Raw genomic sequence first — 23,353 nt, 5'->3', positions numbered from 1 at the left:
GTATTACCATTTAGGTTTAAATCATCAAGCAATTGAGTGCCATGAGAACGATCTTCGGATCGTGCAAATGGCAAAAGACCCAGTAGGATTATTAAGAGCTTATTGTCATTTAGGAAACGCTTATTGTGGCTTAGGGAAGTTCTCTCAAGCAATAGATCATCATGAACAGGCTTTAAACATTGCACAGGAGTTTAAAGACCGATTAGCAGAAGGAAAAACTTATTTCAACTTAGGAATGGCTTATCAGGGATTAGGGGATCTTCGGCAAGCATTAGCGTTTTATGAAAAACACTTAACAATAGCTAAAGAGTTTAAGCAGTTAACAGAAGAAGGAAAAGTCTATAGTAAAATAGGTGGCATTTATCACGATTTAGGGAATGATTTTGAAGCAATTCAGTATCATGAAAAGCATTTACAAATGGCTCTATTTATAAAAGATAAATTTGAAGAAGGGGTAGCTTATAGCGGCCTGGGAAATTGTTATAGCAGTTTAGGGGAATATCTTAAATCAAGAGATTACCATGAAAAGCATTTAATGATTGCCTTAGCGATGAAAGATCAATTAAGTGAAGGAAAAGCTTATTGCAATTTGGGAGGAGCTCATTACGGATTAGGAGACTATCTTAAATCAATGGATTGCCATCAAAAACATTTGAGCATTGCATATCAGCTAGGCAATCAGCTCCAAGAGGGACAGGCTTATGGCAATTTAGGAGCTGTCTACCGTAGTTTAGGAGAGTATGGTAAGAGCTTAGAGTGTCATCAGAAGGAATTAAAAATTGCTGTAAATTTGGGAGATCTAGTTGCTACAGCAACAGCTTATAGTAATCTGGGAAATATCTACTGGGATTTATGTGATTATCCTACAGCCATTGAATATCATAAGAAAGATTTAGAGATTCTTGAGAAATTAGGTAATAAAATCAAAATGGGTAAAGCCTATATCAATTTAGGTAACGCGCATTTAGGGTTACGTCAGCATAAAGAAGCAGTAGAGTTTTATGAAAAAAGTTTACAGATTGCACAGGAATTTCATGACCGTATTGGAGAAGCTAGAAGTTACTGTAATTTGGGAAATACGTATCACGAATTAGAAGAGCTTTCTAAAGCAAAAGATTACCATCTTAAAGCGTTAGGTATCGCTCAGGAACTTAAAGATAAAATAATTGAGAGAGATTGTTATAACAATGTAGGGAGAGTTTATTGCGATTTAAATGAATATTCTGAAGCAATAAAATATCAGCACCTAGCTTTAATCATGGCTGAGCAGCTTAAAGATCCAGTCGCAGAAGGAAGGGCTTATTGTAATTTAGGCTATTATTATGAAAAATTAAAGCAGTATGATAAGTCTGAGGAACATTCTTATAAAGGAATTAATATTGCAGCTTCTCTTCAAAAAAATATGAAAGAATCTCAGTGGCAGGTAACACTTTTTGAGCGTTGGTCATTGCCTTATACCAATCTGGAAAGAATGTTACTTTCTCAAGATAGCCATATTAAGGCGGTAGAAATTTCAGATATGAGAAGATCAAGAGTTTTATCTTCCTTAATCTCTAAGAAACTGTCTCATAAAGAAGATCAGGACCCCTTTCTTTCATTTTACAAGATGCGAGAGTTAGCTAAAAAATTGCAGACAACTTTTATTGTCTATTCCGCGACTCCTTATAAGGATCATGGAGTCTCAGCTCAAGCATGGATTATTTCTTCTCAAAAAGATATGCCTCAATTTTTTTCCTTACCGATTTCACAAGAATCTTTGATGCAATTAGATAATTTTGATGAAATTTTTCCTTATAAGCAAGATTCAGCACGTCCCAAAAGAGGAGAGAAACAACCTTACCAGGTTTTTAAAGAAAACCTCTCTCTTTGGCATGATATTTTAATCAATCCTCTAAAAAGTCATCTCCCTTCACCTCATGCAGAAGAGACACTGACTTTTATTCCAGATAGGCAATTAGCGCATCTTCCTTTTGGAATATTTTATGATCAAAGCAAAGGAAAATATTTGATTCAAGAATATGCAATTTCAATTGCACCTTCCATTCAAGTACTTTCTCTCTTGGATAAACTGCCTAAAACGTTTTCTAACCAAGCACTTTTACTGGGTAATCCAACGATTCCTCCTAATCCTCTAGAAAAGCTGGCGGAATTAAAGCAAGCTGAACGAGAGGTCGGTAAAGTAGACAAAGTTATAAAAAAACTGATAGTTACTGAGAAAATTGAGGCTAAAATATTAACAAAGACAGATGCGACAGTGAAGAGTGTTATTGAGCATGCCCCTCAGGCTCGTTATATTCACTTTACTTGTCATGGAATATTAGGAAAAACACCCCCAGAAGATCCTCATTCTGTATTTGATGGACTCTTTAAGTTAGCACCTGATGAAGGATATCCATTAGGAAATCTTCATTCAAAAGAGATCAATTCTCTATCGTTAAAAACAGATCTTGTATTTATGAGTGCATGTCACTTAGGAAGAGGGAATGTTCAAAAAGAGGGAAGTATTGGTCCGATTTGGTCTTTCCTAGGATCTGGTGCTTTATCAACAATTGCTAGCTATTGGCCTCTACCCGATGATCCTACAACAGTTAATATAGTAAAACTATTTTATCAGCACTATTTAGGGAGTAAAACCCCTAAACTGAGTAAAGTGAAAGCACTACAGAAAGCAGTTATTCAAGCAATAGAAGATAAGCCTAATAATCTTCATCAATGGGGTGCTTTTTTCTTGTCAGGATTAACGGAATGAGAGTGTATTACATGATACCTAAAAATTGCACTTTTAAATAAAAAATGGTATTAGTTCCATTTTTTTAATAATTTTATACTTATATTTCCTGTAAATTATGTGTGTAATTAGTCCATATTTTTTTGAAAAATATAAGGGTTTTTTAATGGATATTTTTAGGGCATTATGCAATACACCAATAGAATGATAAAATGTGTTAAAATTTAATTTAAATATTGTAAGCTACCAACCGCGATGGCTTTAAGCTTAATTTTGGCTGAATAAACTCACTTTTTTTGGACATTTTCTATCTCCTTTTTTAGGGAGATTATAGGCTTAAAATTCCTTAAAAAATGGTCTTAATTTTCTATACCATTATACTTCGGTTTGGGATGTATAAAAAAATCTATTGTTTAGACTCTACAAGCATGCAGGTTTACGGAGAATATGAAGATAGTAAAGGACTTGCTCCCTTTAGATATTCCAAAGATCACTACTCAAATTTAAATTTTTTTCTATTCTATTTAATGACAAGTAAAGATAGGAATATTCTTTTCTTACAAAAAATAGTTAAAGAAAATTGAAAATTTTACATTCTAGAATTTTCAGATGAAGTTAAATAAATTTTAAAAGGTGTGAACTTTGGGCGGAATTGTATCCAAGATCGTATTGGATTTGTAGGAGGGATTATTGATTGGGTTTCTTTTTCTTTGAGAATAAGATCAAGAATTTCTCTTGGTGTATTTACAGCTGTAGAAATATGATCAAACGCATTCCCCCATTCTTTATGATTAATAATTTTTTCTAATTGAGGAGGATTATTTGTAGGTTCATTAAATTGAAAAGGGTAAATATCAGAGTCTTCTAGTGGAGAGGAAGAGGTTTCTAAATTCATGGATTTTTTAAGAAAACGTGCTAGAGCTTTAGCTGCTGAGATAAAATAAGTTTGTTTTTCTTGAGGAGGAATAAGAGACTCAATGATATCTTTCACGCACCGAGGAATTGAAAAACAAGGAGAATTTTTGTTAGATAAATTTTCTACCCTTGAAATCATAGAATATTTTATTAATATATGAATAGCATTTTGATAATCAAAATCTGTGGCAGTAGGATATTTTTTAGGAAAACTATTCATAACGAGCATATCATCGATAGAACCCTTTTTTAAAAATGCACATAAATATAAAACATCCATTGCTAAAAGGTGAATATTAGGAGAGAGTGAATAGGCTGTAAAGGTATGGGCATCATTTTTCAATGTATTAAGTGAGTCTACCCACTTTTCAATGATTATTGAACCTTGAACATTAAATATCTTAGCTCCATTGCTTTTTAAATGCTTAAGAAATTTTTCAGTTGAATTTTCACAGATATTTTTTAAGGTAATTGCTGCGCATTTAATCACTAAAGGAATTCCATTGAATTTGTTTAATGTTTTTTTTAGCTGTTGGTTTTTAGTAATAATATCTTCTAATTGTCCAAATAATTTAAATAATTCTGGATCTTCAGAGGGGATACTTTCTAGTTCATGCAATAATTGTTGTAATTTTTCATCCTGAGGAGATTGACCATTTAATGCGGTATCTTGAGAAATTTCATTTAATATTTCTAATAATTGTTTGATTTTATTTTTTTCAGGGCTCTTTTTTAATATATCTAGGAGCTCAATTAATCTTTCATCGTCCGAATGCATCTCATTTAATTTTTTTAATAGCTGCGTTATTTTTTCTGTTTTTGAAAGAATCCTCTCTAATTTTTTCAGCAATTGACTGAGATTTTCATTTTCAGATTTCAGAGATGGGATGATTTTTTTTATATATTGTATAGATTCATTTAGGTTAAATGGTTGAATATAATAATTATTATAGTCTTCTAAATGTCTATCTAAAGTTTGAGAAGTTGATAAAATAAATTTATTATAATCTTGAAAAGGAAGAAATAACTTAAGTTTGTCATAAGTTTCATAGCCAGCTCTTCCATCTAAAACAAGGAGATAGGGGAGATCTTCTTCGCGAAGATAACTTCTAATTGCAACTTTTTCTGATTCTGGATTTCCTCTAGTTGCTGGTAGAACTTTAGCTCTTTCTAAGAGGATTTCTTTCACATCTTCATAATTATCTTTTTGAAGAAATAGGACGACAGAAAATTGTGACGCCATCTGTAAGGCTAAACGAGTTGCTAAAAATTTTTTTCCCATCCCCGGGCCACCGATAATAGTTATTTTTCTGAGATGATTTTTGCGACAATAAATTTTATTGAAAAGAGATACGAGTTCTTGAAGATGAGATGTTCTTTCAATGTAATCTCCTTCTTCGGCTTTGATTTGTAAGTAATCAAATTGAGAGGAAATATAATAATTTTTTCTAAAGGGAGTCGGATTTTGTTGAGAATATTCTGTTATTTTATTTTTGACTTCTTTAGGGAGATGCTTTATGACATCTAATATAGGGATACAGCCGTTAAAAAAAGAATCTAGATGAAGATTTTTATTGTTATTTACAATCTTCCCTCTGCAGTGAATTCCTACTAATTTACCATTAGGAGCAAAAATAGGGGATCCCGATGATCCTATCTCAGTAGGTAAATTATATTTAGCATAAATTTCAGAATTGGGCAGTTCTATGATCTTTCCTGTAGCTATTTTTAGTAATCCACTTAGCATGTTTTTTCCACAGGGGATTTCGGGAAAATGGAGAATAGCAACATTCATATTTTTTTTTAGTTGCTGTTCTTCAGTGGTATTAGAATCAATCAAAGAAAAAAAATGTTGTGCAATTCTAGTTGTATTTACACTAGGTTTAAAAGCAACAATAGAATAATCAAGATTTTCTTTATTATAAATAAAAGACTCACGGGCATTTTCTGGGGCCCCTGAAAAAAAATAGCCCCCTTCCTCTATCTCAGGAAAAAGGGGGACATAATCATGCATGCGGTTACTTTTTTTAACAGAAAGATCTTCAGAAAATATTTCAAAAATCGCATAGCTATTTTGCGCTATTTCTTTATTACGAAGTACATGATGGTTAGTCATGAGTAAATTAGGACTAATCATGAATGCAGTGCCGTTAGGCTTAGTGCTTCCTTGATGATAAGTCATGATCTTACACACTACAAATTTCTTAGTCTTCATATGTTCATGCAGCTGGCTAATATCTTGACTATCATCAGGATCTGCATTTATGCTAGAAAAGCCATCGTTTCCTGCAGGAAGATGGCTATCTGCTTGAGCTTCTGAAGTTATAATAGATGGCAGTTGAAAATCATAATTCCTATATTTATCGGGTACGTTGCTTGCCATTTACCATTTCCAAATCAATGATTATGTTGCAATAGAACTATTTATAAGCGTAGTTATATTTTCATTAAGGGTGTTATAAGCTTCTATACTCAGATAAATATTTTTTAATGTTTCTAAATTTTGCATATGATTTGTAAGAAGATCTTTTTCGATGAGGTTTTTTTGTGCTACATCCTTGAAGAGTTCTACAACACCATTATTCATAGTATTTATGATAGTATCTGAATTCATAGTAGGCAAAGCCTCTTGAAAATTTTGCATGGAGCTTAAAAGCTGCTCTTGTTGTTTGATATTGTTATTAGGATCTTCAGAAGGAGTTTCATTGGGTGAGAGAAGTGAAGACTCATTTACCCCTGTCCCCCTATTTTTTTGTTGAATTTTTTTGCTTTGAATATCTTTAAGATTTATTAAGCTGCGTTCTAACATTCCAATCAAACCTTTTACTTCTTCGGTTAGAGTTTGATTTGTTGTTGATACTTGGCTAAGAATTTTATTTTTTTCTGATTCAAGTTTTTTAATGAGATGATCCATAGATATTAATTCAACAGATTTTACAATAGTTTTTATTGTTTGATTATCTAAATTTAGATTGTTGATTTCATCGACTAAATATTGAAGAATGATGCCATTTGTTTCAGTTTGCAAAATTGAAAATATTTGTGTAAACGCTTCTTGTGCAAAAAGTTCTGATTTTGATAACTCTATAAGGCGTTTAATAGCAACAAGCCGAGTTTGCCAATACTTATCTTTTGATATATTTTTTTTGCTTATTATGAGCTCGTATTGTGTTGTAAGTGTAATGAAATCTGGGGTGATATAACTGCTTTTAAATATTTTTTGACGGATGTGGTCCTGAATTTGAGTGTTTTGAATAATATTAAAGTAAAGATCTGCTATATAAAATAATTTCTTATTGCAAGTTTTATAAGCATTTACAGCTAAAGCAAATTCCTTAAGTTTGTTTAAATCCTTTACCTGATTTCCAGAAAATGACCAATTTAAATCCCAAATAGATTGGTACCATTGTAATCTAATCTTTCGACTAACAATTTTAACAATTTCAACTATAGGAGATGACAAAGCTGGTAATGCAGCTAGGGGAGATCCCCCTGCTAGAGCAATTTGTAGGCCTGCTACAGCAAGAGGAACTAAGACCTGCTTTGCTTCTGTTATGCGAGTTCCCAATCCTCGCTCAGGAATTTCTAATAAGGCTCTTAAACATTGTAAATAAAATTTTGTTTGAAATTCTTTAGTAGGAAGGGTCGATAAACTGATTTCGATTGATTGAGACACTTGGTTGTATGTTTTTTCATAGATGTGTCTGTCTTCTTTAATGAATTTGAAGACAACTAATTCCCAAGCAATAAGTGCCGTTTTACTGATTAGCTCTTTAAGGAGATCATTATCTTGTAATTCTTCCGAAGTTAAAATTTCAGTTAACTTAAGAGCGATAGGTAAGTGATGAGGATTTTTGAAATTTAATAAATGTTTACAGGAGATTAAGGAGTGATAAAGCTTCTTGATATCTGCTTCCATTTGTGCATGAGAATTTCCTTCAATTTCTTTGAATTTTTTGAAAGATTTTGAAAAATTGATCATGCAGTCATTGACTGGTGAATTTACTATAGACATAACATTCTCCTGTTTTAATTTTGAAAACATCCTACTCAACACATCTATTTTTTTGAAAGTTTTAAATAAATAGATCATAAAAAATATAGATGACTCCTCAGGATCTTTATTCATGACATCTTGATGAACAAAAAATATTAGTATTTTAAATTTCAAATATGTAAAAAAAGAGACTTGTATTTTCATTATTCTCCAAAATAGGAGAACATAAATGGTAGGTAGAATTACTAAGGACCTTGATTATATTAACGCCAGTTTCACATTAACCAAAAAATATTTTTTATTTTTAAAAGCTATTGAAAATCAACCTTCTAAATGTTAATTTTTTTTTTATCGAGAAAAACAATAAACAAGAAGGTTGAAAAATGAAAGAACTCGAATTAATTACTTTATTCTATCACGTTGATAATTTTTGTAAAATGTTTGAGCCTATCTGGGAAAAAAAACTTCTAGAAGGTCCCACATCTTCATCGAGATGGTGGAAAACAAGAAAATCCTCTATGGCCTTAAGTGAGATCATGACAATTATCATCTTCTTTCAAATCTTTAAATCATGGACTTTTAAGGACTATTATCTAGATCATGTCACAACATGGAGACATTTTTTTCCAAAACTTGTGAGCTATTCCAGATTTATCTCTCTTGTAAAGCAGGTTACTGTTCCCTTATATGTTTTTCAAAAAATCCTTCAAGGATCCTCCAAGGGGATTGCTTTTATAGATTCCACACCTTTAAGCGTATGCCATATATGCAGATCTTCATCACATAAGCTTTTCAAAGATGTGGCTGCAAAAGGAAAAACTTCTACAGGGTGGTTTGTTGGATTAAAACTTCACGTTATTGTTAACCATAAGGGAGAAATTATCACATGGAGCTTGACCCAAGGTAATGTCAGTGACCTATCTCAAGTACAGCCGCTATGTAAAAATTTAAAAGGTAAGCTTGTGGGAGATAGAGGATATATATCAAGTAAGCTCTTTAACTTGTTGATTGAAGAGGGTTTACAGTTGCTTACAAGGATTCGCTCTAATATGAAAAACATTCTTATGGATACCTTTAATAAGTGCCTTTTGAAAAAAAGAGCTCTGATTGAATCCGTGTTTGCTCTGTTTAAGACTAAATATCATATTGATCATCATCGGCATCGGAGCAAGGTAAATTTTTTCATTAATCTTTTGGGAGGATTAATAGCTTATTCTGTGAGTAAGAAAAAACCTACTCTTAGGAATGTATGGGTAAATTAGATTGGGTAATCCGAAACTGGCGTTATATTAAGCTTTTAGACCCCCCGATGAGCAAAAGCTTGCAGCTGCGATTAAAGAGACCTTTTCAGCTGTGAATAACCTTAGGAAATCTTCTAAAACCGTATATCCTTTTTGATTTTTGACATTCTATATCGCATTTGCTTATCTAGCTAATGCAAATACTTTGGCAGACATTAATATGTTGCTAGAGTACCGCATTGATTGGATCAAAGAGCTGATTCAAGAGCGATTTTCCATTCCTTCTTACAATACTTTATGGTGGGCTCTATCCCGTATTCGTCCTACTGTATTATAACAAATACTGAAACAGTGGGCCTGTCATATTCCAGGGGGGGAGGTAAAAAATAAACTCTTAATTGTAGATGGAAAGCGGCTTAAAGGCTCTTCTTCAAAATGGAAACTCGGCCCATATTGTAGAATTTTTTGCAGCGAAAAATCGGCTTATTCTTGGACAAAAAAATGTTTCCTATCAATCAGCAGATATTTCTACAGATGCTTTATTTGCTAGAACTTCACATATGGAGAAAATTCTTCAGCATAAAGCAGATTATTTGATCAGTCTTAAAGCAAATCAGCATTACTTGTATGAAGCCACAAAAGATTTTTTTGCTCAGGTTCATCAAGCAATAAAGAAGCTTCCTATTTTACTAACTATGTGACCCCCATAGAAAAAGGGCATGGCAGAAGTGAACAGAGATGGATTCATGTGTGTAATGTACTCTCAGGGGTCCCTATGCAAGAGTGGTGGCCTGGGCTAAAAAGTGTTATTGAAGCAAAATGTGAAAGAGAAATCCAAAGAAAAAAGAGCTGCAAAACAAGAGGCTGCTTTTCAAGTTATATAGCTAGTACAAGAGAATTTGCTAGATTGATAAGAGGACATTGGGGTACAGAAAATCATTTATTTTGTTCAAAAAATTAAATTCTTCATATATTTCCAGCTCGGATTAAATTAGAATTTTAAATAAAAATATTTTTCATCATGTTTTGAGCTATAAAATCGGTTAAAAATCCAGCGATTTAACTCAAGATACACCCGTCAAAACATTATTAATTATTTCATAATATATCAAGTTTTATTCATCAAAACGCCTTGATCTTTATTAGATTTCTTTCAAAATTAGAACTTTAAAAAATAAGTTGTTGTTGCAAATGTTTTGGATATAGTTAAAAAAATGCTATCTTTTAGTAGGTTCTAGCTTGACTAATTCTTTAGATTTTTTGAAAACTAGATCCCCTTCTCTCTACACACAAATGTGTGTGTATAGTAGGCATCTGGATAGTTACAAAAAATCTTGATAAAATAGGATTTCTTCTTTCATATTGTATCTATCTCTGCAATCATAGGAGCCTATTCATGGAAATTTTTACAAAAATATTAACAACATCTGGATTAATTAAAGTCCACCTGCCTCCTATCGATCTTCCTAGTCATAAAGTAAGGGTATATTCTTTTAAAGACCAATCATCAGAAATTTTAAAAAAGGTGCAGGGAGCACTGTATCAAGAATCAAAAAAAGGGAGAATCTTTAGAGGTGATCTTGGTAAGATAGATCAGGACATTCTTACCAAGCCCTACCTTTTAAAAAATACAAATTCCCTTACATTGATCTCAGAGGAAGTTGTAGTCGCCTTAAAGCAACGAACTTGTACGGTGTTTGAGTTATTACAGACTGAATTACAGGGAGGAGATCTCAATAACAAAGAAGTGAATGATTTCGTATGTGAAGGAATTCAACAATACAAAAAATACTCTAATCTTTCTCAAAGATTTAAAAATATAGATCCACTGAAGTGTTTTACTGGAAGAACGGAAGAACTTAGTTTGTTGAAGAGATTTTTTTTTAAAGACACTTTGGAATCTTCTTCTTTATCGCAAAAAATTATCATTACAGGATTAAGAGGGTGTGGAAAAAGCACTCTGGCTTTACAGTACGCAAATACATATACAGATCAATATAATATCATTTATTGGGTTGATGCTAAAGAAAAGGAAATCATAGAAGAGCATTTGGATGGCCTTGCAAAAGAATGGGGGATTTTAGGATCAGATAAGAGGGAAAGACTTAAGCAACTGCATTTAAAACTTAAAAATTATCCTTTTAATGTTCTTTTCATTATGGATGGGATTGAACAGGAAGATATATTTAAAGCTGCCATGCAGTATTTTCCTGAAAGTGATCATATCTCTTTTTTAGTTACAACGGCTCTACCCTATCTTCAAAATTATCCCTCCCTTCAAATAAAAGCATTTTCTTTAGAAGAATCACTTTTATACCTTCAACAAATTTTAAATTTTTCTTCTACTCAAATTGAAAAAGAAAAAACGGTTCTTCAAGAACTTGCTAATGAATTAGAAAATATTCCTTTGGCCCTTGATCTTGCTGCGCAGGCGATATCCAATGATCATCCAAATAACTCTATTGCAACTCTTTTAGAGAACTTAAAACAAATTAAGACTCAATTATATTCGCAAAAAAATCTTAAGAGTTCTTTAAAAAATTATGATGCTTTACGAATTTTATTATGGAAGCAATCGATTAACCATCTTGGGAAAAAATATCCTCAAACATTCACTCAAACCCTTCTTGAATGGATTTCTGTTTTAAGAGGAGAAGTGATTACTGAAGATTTATTGCAAAAATTATTCTGCCGTTCCAACTCTGAAAATGATATTTCAAAATTTCAAAACTCTTGGAATTATCTTACAGAATATTCTTTATTAACAAAAGATGCTTCTTCCTCTACAACCTCTAATTATTATAAAGTTGATTCTTTATTAAAAAACTATATATACGATGAGCTCTCAATTCAAAGACAAAAAGAACTCTGTTTTTTCATAAAAGATGAATTAGTAGAGCAATTGAGTAATTTAGCAAGTCATGAAAAATACGACAAAGAAAAAATTGCAATCTACCGTAATCACTATGCAGAGCTACTAGAAATAGGATCTTTTGAATTGCTGCTCAATTACACTGAAAAAACTCAAACTTACTATAGGTTAGGAGTATTTTTCTACATGGAAAAGCTTTACTTTAAAGCTCTTCCATGTTTTATCAAGGCTCTAGAGTTTGAAGCATTAGCTGAGAAAAAAACATCTATTGATGTGCGTCAAATTTTGAATTATCTAGGAAATACTTACCGTCTCTTAAAAAATTATGACGATGCATTGCAGTGCTATAAAAAGGCCTTAGAGATGGCCCAAGAGCTGAAGCTTACCACAGAAGTAATGAAGTTTTACGGTCTTCTGGGGATGATGTATAACGCTTTAAAAAATCATGATGAATCATTAAAAAACTATGGAGAAGCATTAAAAGCTGCTAAGGAGCTTAAAAATAGTTTAGAAGAGGGGAAAATTTATAACAGTTTAGGAGATATTCACTTTTCCTTAGATCACCATTCTAAAGCGATAGAATTATATAAAAAATGTTTGGAAGTGACTCAAGAGAACGAAAAATTTTTAGGAGTATTGAGCGTTTTCTACCAATTAGGTAATTCTTATTCTTTATTAAAAGAATATAATCAAGCAATAGAATATCATGAGAAAATATTACTCGCTGCCCAATCTCGTAAAGATGTTACAGAAGAGGAAAAAGCTTATATTAGTTTAGGGGATGATTATCATCATTTAGGAAATGATCATCTAGCCATTGATTATTATAATAAAGGATTAAAAACTGCCTTAGGGCGTAAAGATTTTATAAAAAAAGGCATAATATATAGAAAGCTAGGAAATGCCTATTATTCATTAAGAGATTATAATCAATCAGTTAATTATTATGAAAAAGAGCTGGCAATTGTTATACAATTAGAAGATCGAGTAGGAGAAGAAAAAGCTTATATTAGTTTGGGAAATGCCTATGATTCTTTAGGAGCATACGAAGAGGCATTGAAATGCTATCAAAAGCATATTGCGATTGCTAGTGAATCTAATAATAATATTGAAAAAATGCAGACTTATAATAATTTAGGTAAAATTTATAATTCATTAAGAAACCGTTTAGAAGCACTAGATTGTTATAAGCAAGCATTGCAAATAGCTCAAAACCTTAAAGATAATAAAGAAGAATGTAGAATCTTTGGTAATTTAGGAAATATTTATCGTTCTTTAGGCAATTACCAGAGTGCTTTAGAGTCTCATCAGACAGCATTAGAGATTGTTCACAAATTTAATGATAATAAAGAAGAAATAAGGGCTTATAATAATTTAGGTAATACTTATTACTATTTAGGCGAATATAGTAAAGCAATAGAGTGCTATAAAAAGGCTTTGAAGCTTGCTCAAAAATTGAATAGTTGTAAAGAAGAAGGGAGAATTTACGGTAATTTGGGAAATGTTTACCGCTCTTTGGGAGATGGTTTAAAAGCAATTGATTACCATGAGAAAGCATTAAAAATTGCTCAGGAACTTAAAGACGATTTAGCAGAAGAAAGAGCGTATGAGAATTTGGGTAGAACTTATAATTTTTTACAAGAGCATTCTAAGGCTGCAGAGTGTTATGAAAAAGCATTAGAGATAACTCAAAAGCTAAACGATCGTAGAGGAGAGGGAACAGCTCATGGGAATTTGGGCGTTGTTTATCATTCTTTAGGGGATATTCATAAGGCAATTGAGCATTATAATAAACGTTTAACGATTGCTCTAGGGTTTAAAGATCGTGTAGAAGAAGGAAAAGCTTATTGCAATTTGGGAAATGCTTATACTGATTTAGGAGAGGCTCGTAAAGCAATTGATTATCATGAGAAGGATTTAAAAATTGCTTTAGAGCTTCAAGACAAGATAGGAGAAGGTAGAGCTTATTGCAATTTGGGAAATGCCTATGATTTTTTAGGTGAGAGTTATAAGGCAATAAAATATCAACAAAAAGACTTAGAGATTGCTCTGGAACTTAAAAATTGTATAGGAGAGGGGAGAGCTTATAGTAATTTAGGTACTGCTTATGCATCTTTAGGACAATGCTTAAAAGCAATAGATTATTACAAAAAAGCATTAGAGATTACTTTAAATCTTAATGACCATATAGGAGAAGGAAGAATTTATGGCAACTTAGGAAATGCTTATGAGTCTTTAGGAAAATATTCAGAAGCTATAGATTACCATGAAAAAGCATTAGAATGTGCACTCAAGTTTAAAGACTCAGTAGCAGAAGGAAAAGCTTATGGGAATCTGGGAAACATTTATGGCTCTTTATCAAAGCACTCTAAAGCCATAGAATATTATAAAAAATCATTAATAATTGCTCAAAAACTCAATAATCTTTTAGATGAGGGAATTGCTTATGGAAATCTTGGAAATATCTACGGATCTTTAGGAACATATGACCTAGCAGAAGAATATCTTCGTAAAGGCATTAAAATCGGGGCTATTCTACAGAAAAACATCAAAGAATTTCAGTGGCAAATAACTGCTTTTGAAGAGCAATCAAAACAATACTTATCCTTAGAGTTACTTTTACTCATGCAAAATAAGGATAAGGAAGCGTTAGAAATTTCTGATGCGAGAAGATCTCGTGCATTGATTTCCCTTATATCACAAAAAAAACCTTTAGAAAAAAATGAAGATCTTCCTTTAGAGCCTTTAAATGTTCAGCAAATACAAGAACTCGCTAAGAAGCTTCATACGATATTTATCGTGTACTCTCTTGTAGATATTAATCAACTGATTCAAGTATGGATTATATCTCCTACATATTCATCTCCTGTTGCTGTGACTCTTTCTGCAGTGAAAGATGAATTTCAAAATTTAGATGAAATTTTCAAGAGTTTTCCTTATGAAGTACATACTAAACGGCCACTGAAGGGTGAAAAGCAACCGCATCAACTCTTTAAAGAAAAACTTGCTGATTGGTATCAGCTTTTTATAGCCCCTTTAACAAATTATCTTCCTTCATTAAATTCTGAAGAAACTTTAACAATCATTCCAGATGGTTTTTTGACGCATCTTCCTTTTGGAGCATTTTACAATGAAAAAGAAGATCAATATCTCATTGAAAAATATCCTATTTCAATTGTTCCGTCCATTCGAGTGCTTTCTCTTTTAGAAAAGCGTCCCTATCCATCCTCTAATAGTGCATTATTAGTAGGAAAAAACCGTAAGGTTAACTTGAGTTATACAGAAGAAGATGAGGTATATAATGCTATTGCGCCACTTCTTAAGATTCCTCAAGAAGATGTGTTGATCCAAGGGAAAGCAACTGTAAGAAATATATTAGAAAAAGCCCCAGATGCTAAATGGATTCATATTGCATGCCACGGCGTTGCTCATCAAAAGCCGCTAAATGATCCTTATTCTGTCTTTGAAGGAGCCTTTAAATTAGCAGACGATGAAGAATATCCGATGGGGGAACTTCATGCAAAAGATGTTGCCTTACTTAATCTGAAAACAGATCTTGTCTTCATGAGTGCATCTCAAATGGGGCGTGGGAATCTGAAGCAAGAGGGAAGTATTGGCCCCATTTGGTCTTTTTTAGGAGCAGGAGCCAGATCGATAATAGCTAGCTACTGGGCGCTTCCTGAAGGGGAGATGACTATCAAAATGGTGAAGACATTTTACGAGCATTATTTAGGGGAGGGCGCTCCTAAGCTTAATAAAGCAAGGGCGCTACAGAAAGCCGTACTTATGGCAATGCAGGCTGAGCGTAATAATCCACGGCAATGGGGAGCTTTTTTCTTATCGGGATTGCCTAATTAGGCCTCTTTTAAAGTTTTATGGGTATAAGTTTATCTATACTACTTTGATACTGATTAGATAAGGCTTTTTTATTAAAAAAATAATAGCCGGTAAGTGCTGCATATATCTTTTTTCCAAAGAATTATGTAACACATTCATAAAAGATATATTTTTTTCTGTCCCAGTCAAAAAATGTGTTTTGATTTGATTTATTTGAGAAAAAAAACTAATATTGGATTTTATTCAAGATACCTCAAAGACTCAGTATTAGAGCCTGTTAGAAGCATTCAAAGCTTAAATTCCAATACCCTCTCTCTATTTTCATATTTTACCTATCTAGAATATAGCAATAATTTTTTTAAGTAATACTGCTCAGATCTTTCTTGAAAAATTGAGAATATGGATGACATTAAAGCAAAAAAAACATTTTTTTAAATTTAAATTTATAAGGAGGCCTATGTCAGTTTCACATTATCATATGCAAGGAATATCAACTTCTACCCTTGATAGATCACCTCTTCTTATTGCTGATCAGCTTACTCAGAGGGTTAAGAATCTTTGTCAATTTTGGCAACAAAACCATCATGTATATTCTATGCAAAATAGCTTAGAAAATCTTTATCAAGAAGGGCTTAAGCTTGTTAGAGCAGAAGTTCAATCAAGACCCTTAACAAATATGGTTTTAACGCAAGTTATCATCACATTAACCCGTGATATTGATTGGAAAGGCATTCAAAACTACTATGGTATTCATTATGCTCTTTCGAAGGTTTATCGTATTTTTCTTGAGCTTATATGGTACAGATCTTTTGATACACATAATACATTATCAATAGAAACCAAAAAGAATTTATTAAATCACATTGGTCTTATTCTTAAAGAAATGCCTTGCAGCTATTCTTTTATCCATTTTGAATATGAGTGCGCTATTCAAGCGATTAAAACCTTTCCTGTTTCTAAGAGTCCTAATCTTGCGCATTTTCAGCCACCTATTAGTTTGTGGGAAAGGCTAACTTCCACTTCTTTTTCTGATCTTACAAGTAGTATAAAAAACATGATGGAAAAGAGGGAAATGAACCAGGTAAGTGAGTGGTCCCTTGAAGTTCATAGTCTGCGGTGGAATGCTACATTGATTCAATCATCCAATGATTTTGAACAAATCCTCTTGCCTGAGCTTCATTATTTCCAAAGTAAGGGGTATCAATACACTTTAGGATTAGCCGCGATTTATATCGATTTGATTCAAAATCAATATACAGAAGATACCGTTAAAATTGCAGCTGCAAAAGGGCTTTTAGAACTCATTCAGCTGACCAAGTCAAATGTATTTGACCTTAAAAATATCAAAGTACAAACAAAACAAGATCGCTATGCATCAACACGGTTATTCATTAAAGAATACATTAATTATTTAATGTCTTTTCAAGACCATTCTGATTTAGAAAAAAATGGTAATCTTGATCAAATAGAGGGGACTGAGGAGAAAATAACATATAGATATATTCGTGAATTCATAGAAAATAATCACAATTTTAAGAATTTAATTCATCCATTAGAATGAGATGTAAAATTTTATTAAAAATATATTCAAAATAGCAAAATCTGCTAAAAAAAATTGATATCTTCATATTGAGTAAAAAAAAATTCGATAGAATAGGATAGAATCCTATAGTAAAAATACAGCTCTTTTTATTCTTAAAAAAAATTAAGGTTCTAAATTCATAGAGCAATCTAAGCGAGAAATCTTGTCATAACGGCATTCCTTTTTACTGAGGGATCTTTACTTTTTCATAGGGGAAAAATATTTACATTTTTCACTTTGAGATGATACTTTACAATTTTCTTTTCAAAAAATATAAAAAAATGGATGGTATTTGAAGAATCGATAAAAATATAACCATGAAAGGAGATTTATGTTAGATTCCACTAGTGCTACAACAAATACATCAGGACAAATCACGAGGCAACCATTTGCTCCTATTGCTGATAGACTCACACAAAAAGTCAATGCTGTTTGCAAACTTTGGGAAGAAAGTAGCGACTCTATTGGGACGCAAAAAGGATTAGAAGATCTCTATCTTGAGGGACTTAAGCTTGTGACTGCAGAAGTTCAGTTAAGGCCTTTGACCGGGACAATTCTGACTCAAATTGTTACTTCAATCAATGATAAAGTAACTTGGAAAAATTTTGAAAGTCGGTACGATGTTCATGCATCTCTTTCAAAAACTTATCGCATCTTTCTTGAACTTGTTTGGTATCGTTCTTTTTTTACCAATGACACAGTATCTAAGAGTACAAAGCAAGATTTATTTGATAAGGCTGTGGTAAACCTTGAATGCATTCCACAGGCATACCCTTCAATTCGCTTTGAATATGAGTGCTCTCGTCAAGCAATAAAAGTTTTACAAATTTCTCAAAGCTTGCTGAGTCGTTATGGATCTACAGTAGTTAGTATCGCAGCCAATACGGTAACTACAGTAGCAAGTGTTGTAGGTAATACAGCAACTACGGTAGCTAGTTTTGTAGCTAATACGGAAATTTCTTCTTTTATAGATACAACAGTTGCTATAAGGGAATTTATTGAAAAAATGAAGATGGATTTATCCAGTAAGTGGTATATTGAAGTTCATGAATTACGTTGGATGGCAACTGCCATTCGAACAGCGAATGATTTTAATCAGGTAATAAATCCCATCCGAGCCCGTTTTCAAGAGAATGGTAAAGAATATACTTTAGGGCTAGCTGCTACCTATATGGACTTAATTCGAAATCCAGATGTAGAAGATGCCGTTAAATTTGAAGCTGTAGAAGGGTTTTTAACACTTGCTAAGCTTAAAGATAGTAGCCTGAGAGCCTCTCTAATTCAAAAAATGGGAAAAACCCTATCAAGAGAAAAACTTCTTGAATATGGAAAGGAATGCGATAAATACCATGCAACACGGTTGCTGATAAAAGAATATATTCATAATGTTAGGTTATATTTTAACTCTCTCGGGACCATAGTAGATGAGCATCTTAATGCAGACAATACCCCTTATATGGAAAATGATGCTGTTATTCGCCAAAAAAAGGTAGCACCTGATGCCCTTGCTGAGTTAATAGTAAAATATGAATCACTTGAAGCATATATTAATCAAACAGAACAATTTATCCAGGATACCCGCGATGTGTTAACAGATGCAGAACAAGAAGAAAGAGACCGTGAAGTAGAACTAGCAAGGGAAGAGCTAAAAGAGGCTCAAATAGAAGAAGCTGAACTTAACAAAGAAGTTGAAGAAATGAAGGCTCAGCTTGTAGAAGAAATCCTTGCGCAACTTGATCAAGACGAACAAGATGAATGGGAAAAAATTAAATCTTCTCTTTAACCATCTGGATAGATAAAAAAGACTCATATAAAAAGAGTCTATTTATTAACAAAGCCTTCTTTGAAAAAGGCTTTGTTACTTCATTTTAAGTGTATTGGAAATTATTAAGAACAAATCTATTAAAAATTATTCATTAAAATCATGCCAAACGTTTTAACACAAGCCGGGCTTTCAAAAATCTATTTTACATCATCAACTTCTACTTGTTCTAAAATTCGGCTTTATATTTTTTCTTATCAAACACCAGAAATTGTGGCAAAAGTGCAGACAATCTTTGATGAAGAGATTAAGGGAAAAAATTATCAAGGTCTTACTACTAAAATATTTAAAGATATTCAAATAAAACCCTATCTCTTACGAAAAGGAGATTTTTTTGAGCTTATTTCAAGAGAAGATGCGATTCAGTTAAAAATGGGAGAAATAGAAGACTATCGTAAAATGGGGATACATTATCAATCACTAAGCCAGTATGCTAAGGCTATTGAATGTCATAAGAAGGATTTAGAAATAGCTATTGTTCTTAATGACCATATTGAGGAAGGAAGAGCTTATTGTAATTTAGGAGGTATTTATCGTAATTTAAATAATTACTCTGAAGCCATTAAATATCATGAGAAGGATTTACACATAGCTATTACTCTTAATGACCGCACTGCGAAAGGGAGAGCTTATTGTAATTTAGGGGCTATTTATAATGATTTAGAAAATTACCATAAAGCCATTGAGTTTTGTGAGAAAGATTTAGCCATTGCTCTTGAATTTAAAGACCGATTTACAGAAGGAATGGTCTATAATAACTTAGGAGATAATTACAATTCTTTAGGAGAAAGTCCTAAAGCGGTTAGGTTTTATAAGTCAGCTTTAATATTTGCTCAGGCTCTTAAAAATCAATCAGGAATAGGATATGCATATAGAGGCCTAGGTGATGCTTATTCTTCTTTAAAAGACTACAAACAAGCAATTGAGTTTTATGAAAAGAGTTTAAAGGTTTTTATTAATCTTAAGGATCAGGCAGAAATAGGAAAAACGTATAGTAGCTTGGGGACTGTATATCATCGTTTAGGGAAAAATGATAAAGCGATCGAGTATCACACAGAAGATTTGAGGATTGCTAATGAGCTGCATGATGAATCATCAAAAGGGAGTATTTATGCTAATTTAGGAAATGCTCATCTCTCCTTAGGACAAGATAAAAAAGCAAAAGCAATTGATTACTACAAAAAGGATCTTGCTATTGCTCAAACATTTAAAAATGAGGCTGCAGAAGCCAGAGCTTATGGTAATTTGGGAAATGCTTATGACATTTTAGGAAGATACCAAGAGGCAGTTGCATCTCACCTTAAGCATTTAGAGATCTCTACATTACTGAATAATCCCTCGCAACAGATAAAAGCCTATGGCAACTTAGGGAACGTTTATCAAGCTTTAGGGGAATATCATAAAGCAGTTGAATCTTATGAAAAGCAGTTAAAAATTGCTCAAGGTCTGAATAATCAAGCAGAAGAGGCATCTATTTATTGTAATCTAGGCAGTGCTTATTGCTCTTTAAAAGAATTTGAGAAATCTATTCATAATCATGAAGAACACTTAACTATAGTTAAAAATAATAATAATAAAGTGGAGACAGAAAAAGCCTATAGCAATTTAGGGAATACTTACCTCTCTTCAGGAAATTATGCGTTAGCAATTGATTATACCTTAGAGGGGTTAGAGATCGCCCTTGAGCTGAAAGATCTTGAAGCTGAAGGAAGAGCTTATTGTAATTTGGGAGCGGCATGTCATGGATTAAAGCAATATGAAGAATCTATTGAATGGCATGAAAAAGATTTGGAAATTGTCCTTAAGCTGCAAGACCGCGTAGGAGCGCGAACAACTTATAACAACCTAGGGGGAGCATACTATTCTTTAGGTAAATACGATGAAGCTGAAGAGTTTTTTTGTAAAGGGATTGAAATCGCGATTGATCTCCAGAATGAGGCCAAAGAAAGTCAGTGGCAAGTAACTTTATTTGAACAATTTTCAGACCTTTATTTAGGGCTAGAAATGACCTTATTATCAAAGGATGATATTCAAAAGGCTCAAAAGGCTCTAGAAGTTTCAGATGCTAGGCGATACCGAGCCCTCTCTTCTCTGATCTCTAGAAAGCTTCCTTTAGAAAATCCTCAAGTTCCTGATAGGATTGCTCCTTTTACATTTCAAAAAATGCAGCAGCTTGCTCTGAAGTTTAAGACTACTTTTATTGTTTACTCTCTTAATCTTCCAAATAAAGAGGGAAATTCAATTCATGTATGGATAATTTCTGCTCAAAAGCAATCGCCTCAATTCATTTCTCTTCCTATGCCACAGGATGTATGCTTGCAACCTGAGCAATTTTTTAAAGAATTTCCTTATAAAAAAGAAATAAAGCGACCCACAAGAATTAATAAACCTGGTATTGAAAAATCTCCTAATCAACTTTTTAAGGAAAATCTCTCTTTTTGGTATAATGCCTTAATTGCTCATCTAGAGAGTTATCTTCCTCATGAAGACTCTGAAGAAACACTCACTTTTATTCCTGATGGATTTTTAGCTCATCTTCCATTTGGAGCCTTCTATGATGTGAAAAAAGATCAATATCTCATCGAAAAATACCCGATTTCAATAGCTCCCTCTATAGGAATTCTATCCCTTCTTGATCAGCTTATCCTAGAATCTTCTGATGAAATGCTTTTAATGGGTAATCCTACAACGCTAAATAAAGCCAATAATCAATTGAAGAATACAGAGTCAGAAATTAATGCAATTGCGTCTGTTATGGGAACAACTCCTGACCAAATTTTTATAAAAGAAAAGGCAACTGCAAACAACTTGCTTAAACAATCTCCTGATGCAAAGTGGATTCATATTGCTTGTCATGGTGTTATAGATGAAAATCCTGGCGAAAATCCTGACCCGTACTCAGTGTTTAAAGGGCTTTTTAAACTTACACCTGATGAATCTCACCCTTCTGGAGATCTTCGATCTCAAGAAATTGCTTTAATGACACTCGATGCTGAGCTTGTTTTTATGAGTTCATGCCATTTAGGAAGAGGGAATCTTAAGCGAGAAGGAAGCATTGGACCGATTTGGTCTTTTTTAGGCGCAGGAATAAGATCAACAATCGCAAGTTACTGGCCGGTGCTTGATTCAGGGGTGACTATCAAAATGGTAGAGACATTTTATACACATCTACTCAAGGAGAAGGTTCAGCAAGTGAGTAAAGTTAGAGCTCTAAGAGAAGCAATATTAGTGGGAATGAAAGAGAACCGAGATAATATCAAAGAGTGGGGAGCTTTTTTCCTGTCAGGATTAGTTAAATGAATCAATAACTTGAATTAATATAATTTTTTATTTTATTGTCATTTATAAAAATATAAGGATTATAAACGATGGAAATTTCTCAAAAATTATTAACAACTGCAGGGTTGATTAAAATTTCTCTAAATCCCTGTCATTCAACAGATTGTAAAATTCGACTTTATTCTTCTGTAAATCCACATCCAGAGGCTATTGCAAAAATCCAAGGAGCTTTGCAACAAGAGCTAAAGAAAGGAAGAATTTATGAAGGGAATATCAACCAATTTGAGCAAGAAGTTCAAACTAAATCTTATCTGATTAAGGAAAAAAATATTTTTAAGCTCATTTCAGAAGAAGATGCTCTTCAATTACAAAATGGCTCTTCTGAAGGAAATTCAAAAGTTTATGGCATACTAGGAAATGCGTATTATAACTTAGGCAACTATCCTAAGGCAATTGAGTACTATAAAAAGGATGTGGAGATTGATCTAGAGCTTAAAGGCCAAAAGAGAGAGGGGGAAATTTATGGTAATTTGGGAGATGCATATGATAACTTAGGCAACTACCTTGAAGCAGTCGAGTATTATAAAAAGGGTCTAGAGATTGATCTAAGGTTTAAAGACAAAAAGAGGGAGGGAAAAACTTATAGTAAATTGGGAAATACCTACCAGAGGTTAGGAGATTACCATAAAGCTATCGATTATCATGAGAAGCATTTAAAGGTTGCAGAAGAGCTAAAAGATCAAGAGGGAGAAGGGAGGGCTTATGGTAATTTGGGAAATGCCTACCAGAGGTTAGGAGATTACCATAAAGCCATCGATTATTATGAAAAGCATTTAAAGGTTGTACAATATCCAAAAGATCGAGTAGGAGGAGGGACCGTTTATTACAAATTGGGAGATGCCCACCAAAGGTTAGGAGATTACCATAAAGCCATCGATTATTATGAAAAGCGTTTAAAGGTTGCAGAAGATCTAAAAGATCAAGTGGAAGAAGGGAGGGCTTATGGTAATTTGGGAAATGTCTACCGGAGGTTAGGAGACTACCGTCAAGCCATCAGTTATTATGAAAAGCATTTAGAGG

Origin of the sequence: Rhabdochlamydiaceae symbiont of Dictyostelium giganteum (assembly GCF_964291045.1) — a bacterium.
GTDB lineage: Bacteria > Chlamydiota > Chlamydiia > Chlamydiales > Rhabdochlamydiaceae > PALSA-1444.
The sequence above is the reverse complement of the archived record's forward strand: the minus strand, read 5'-3'. Positions refer to the sequence as shown.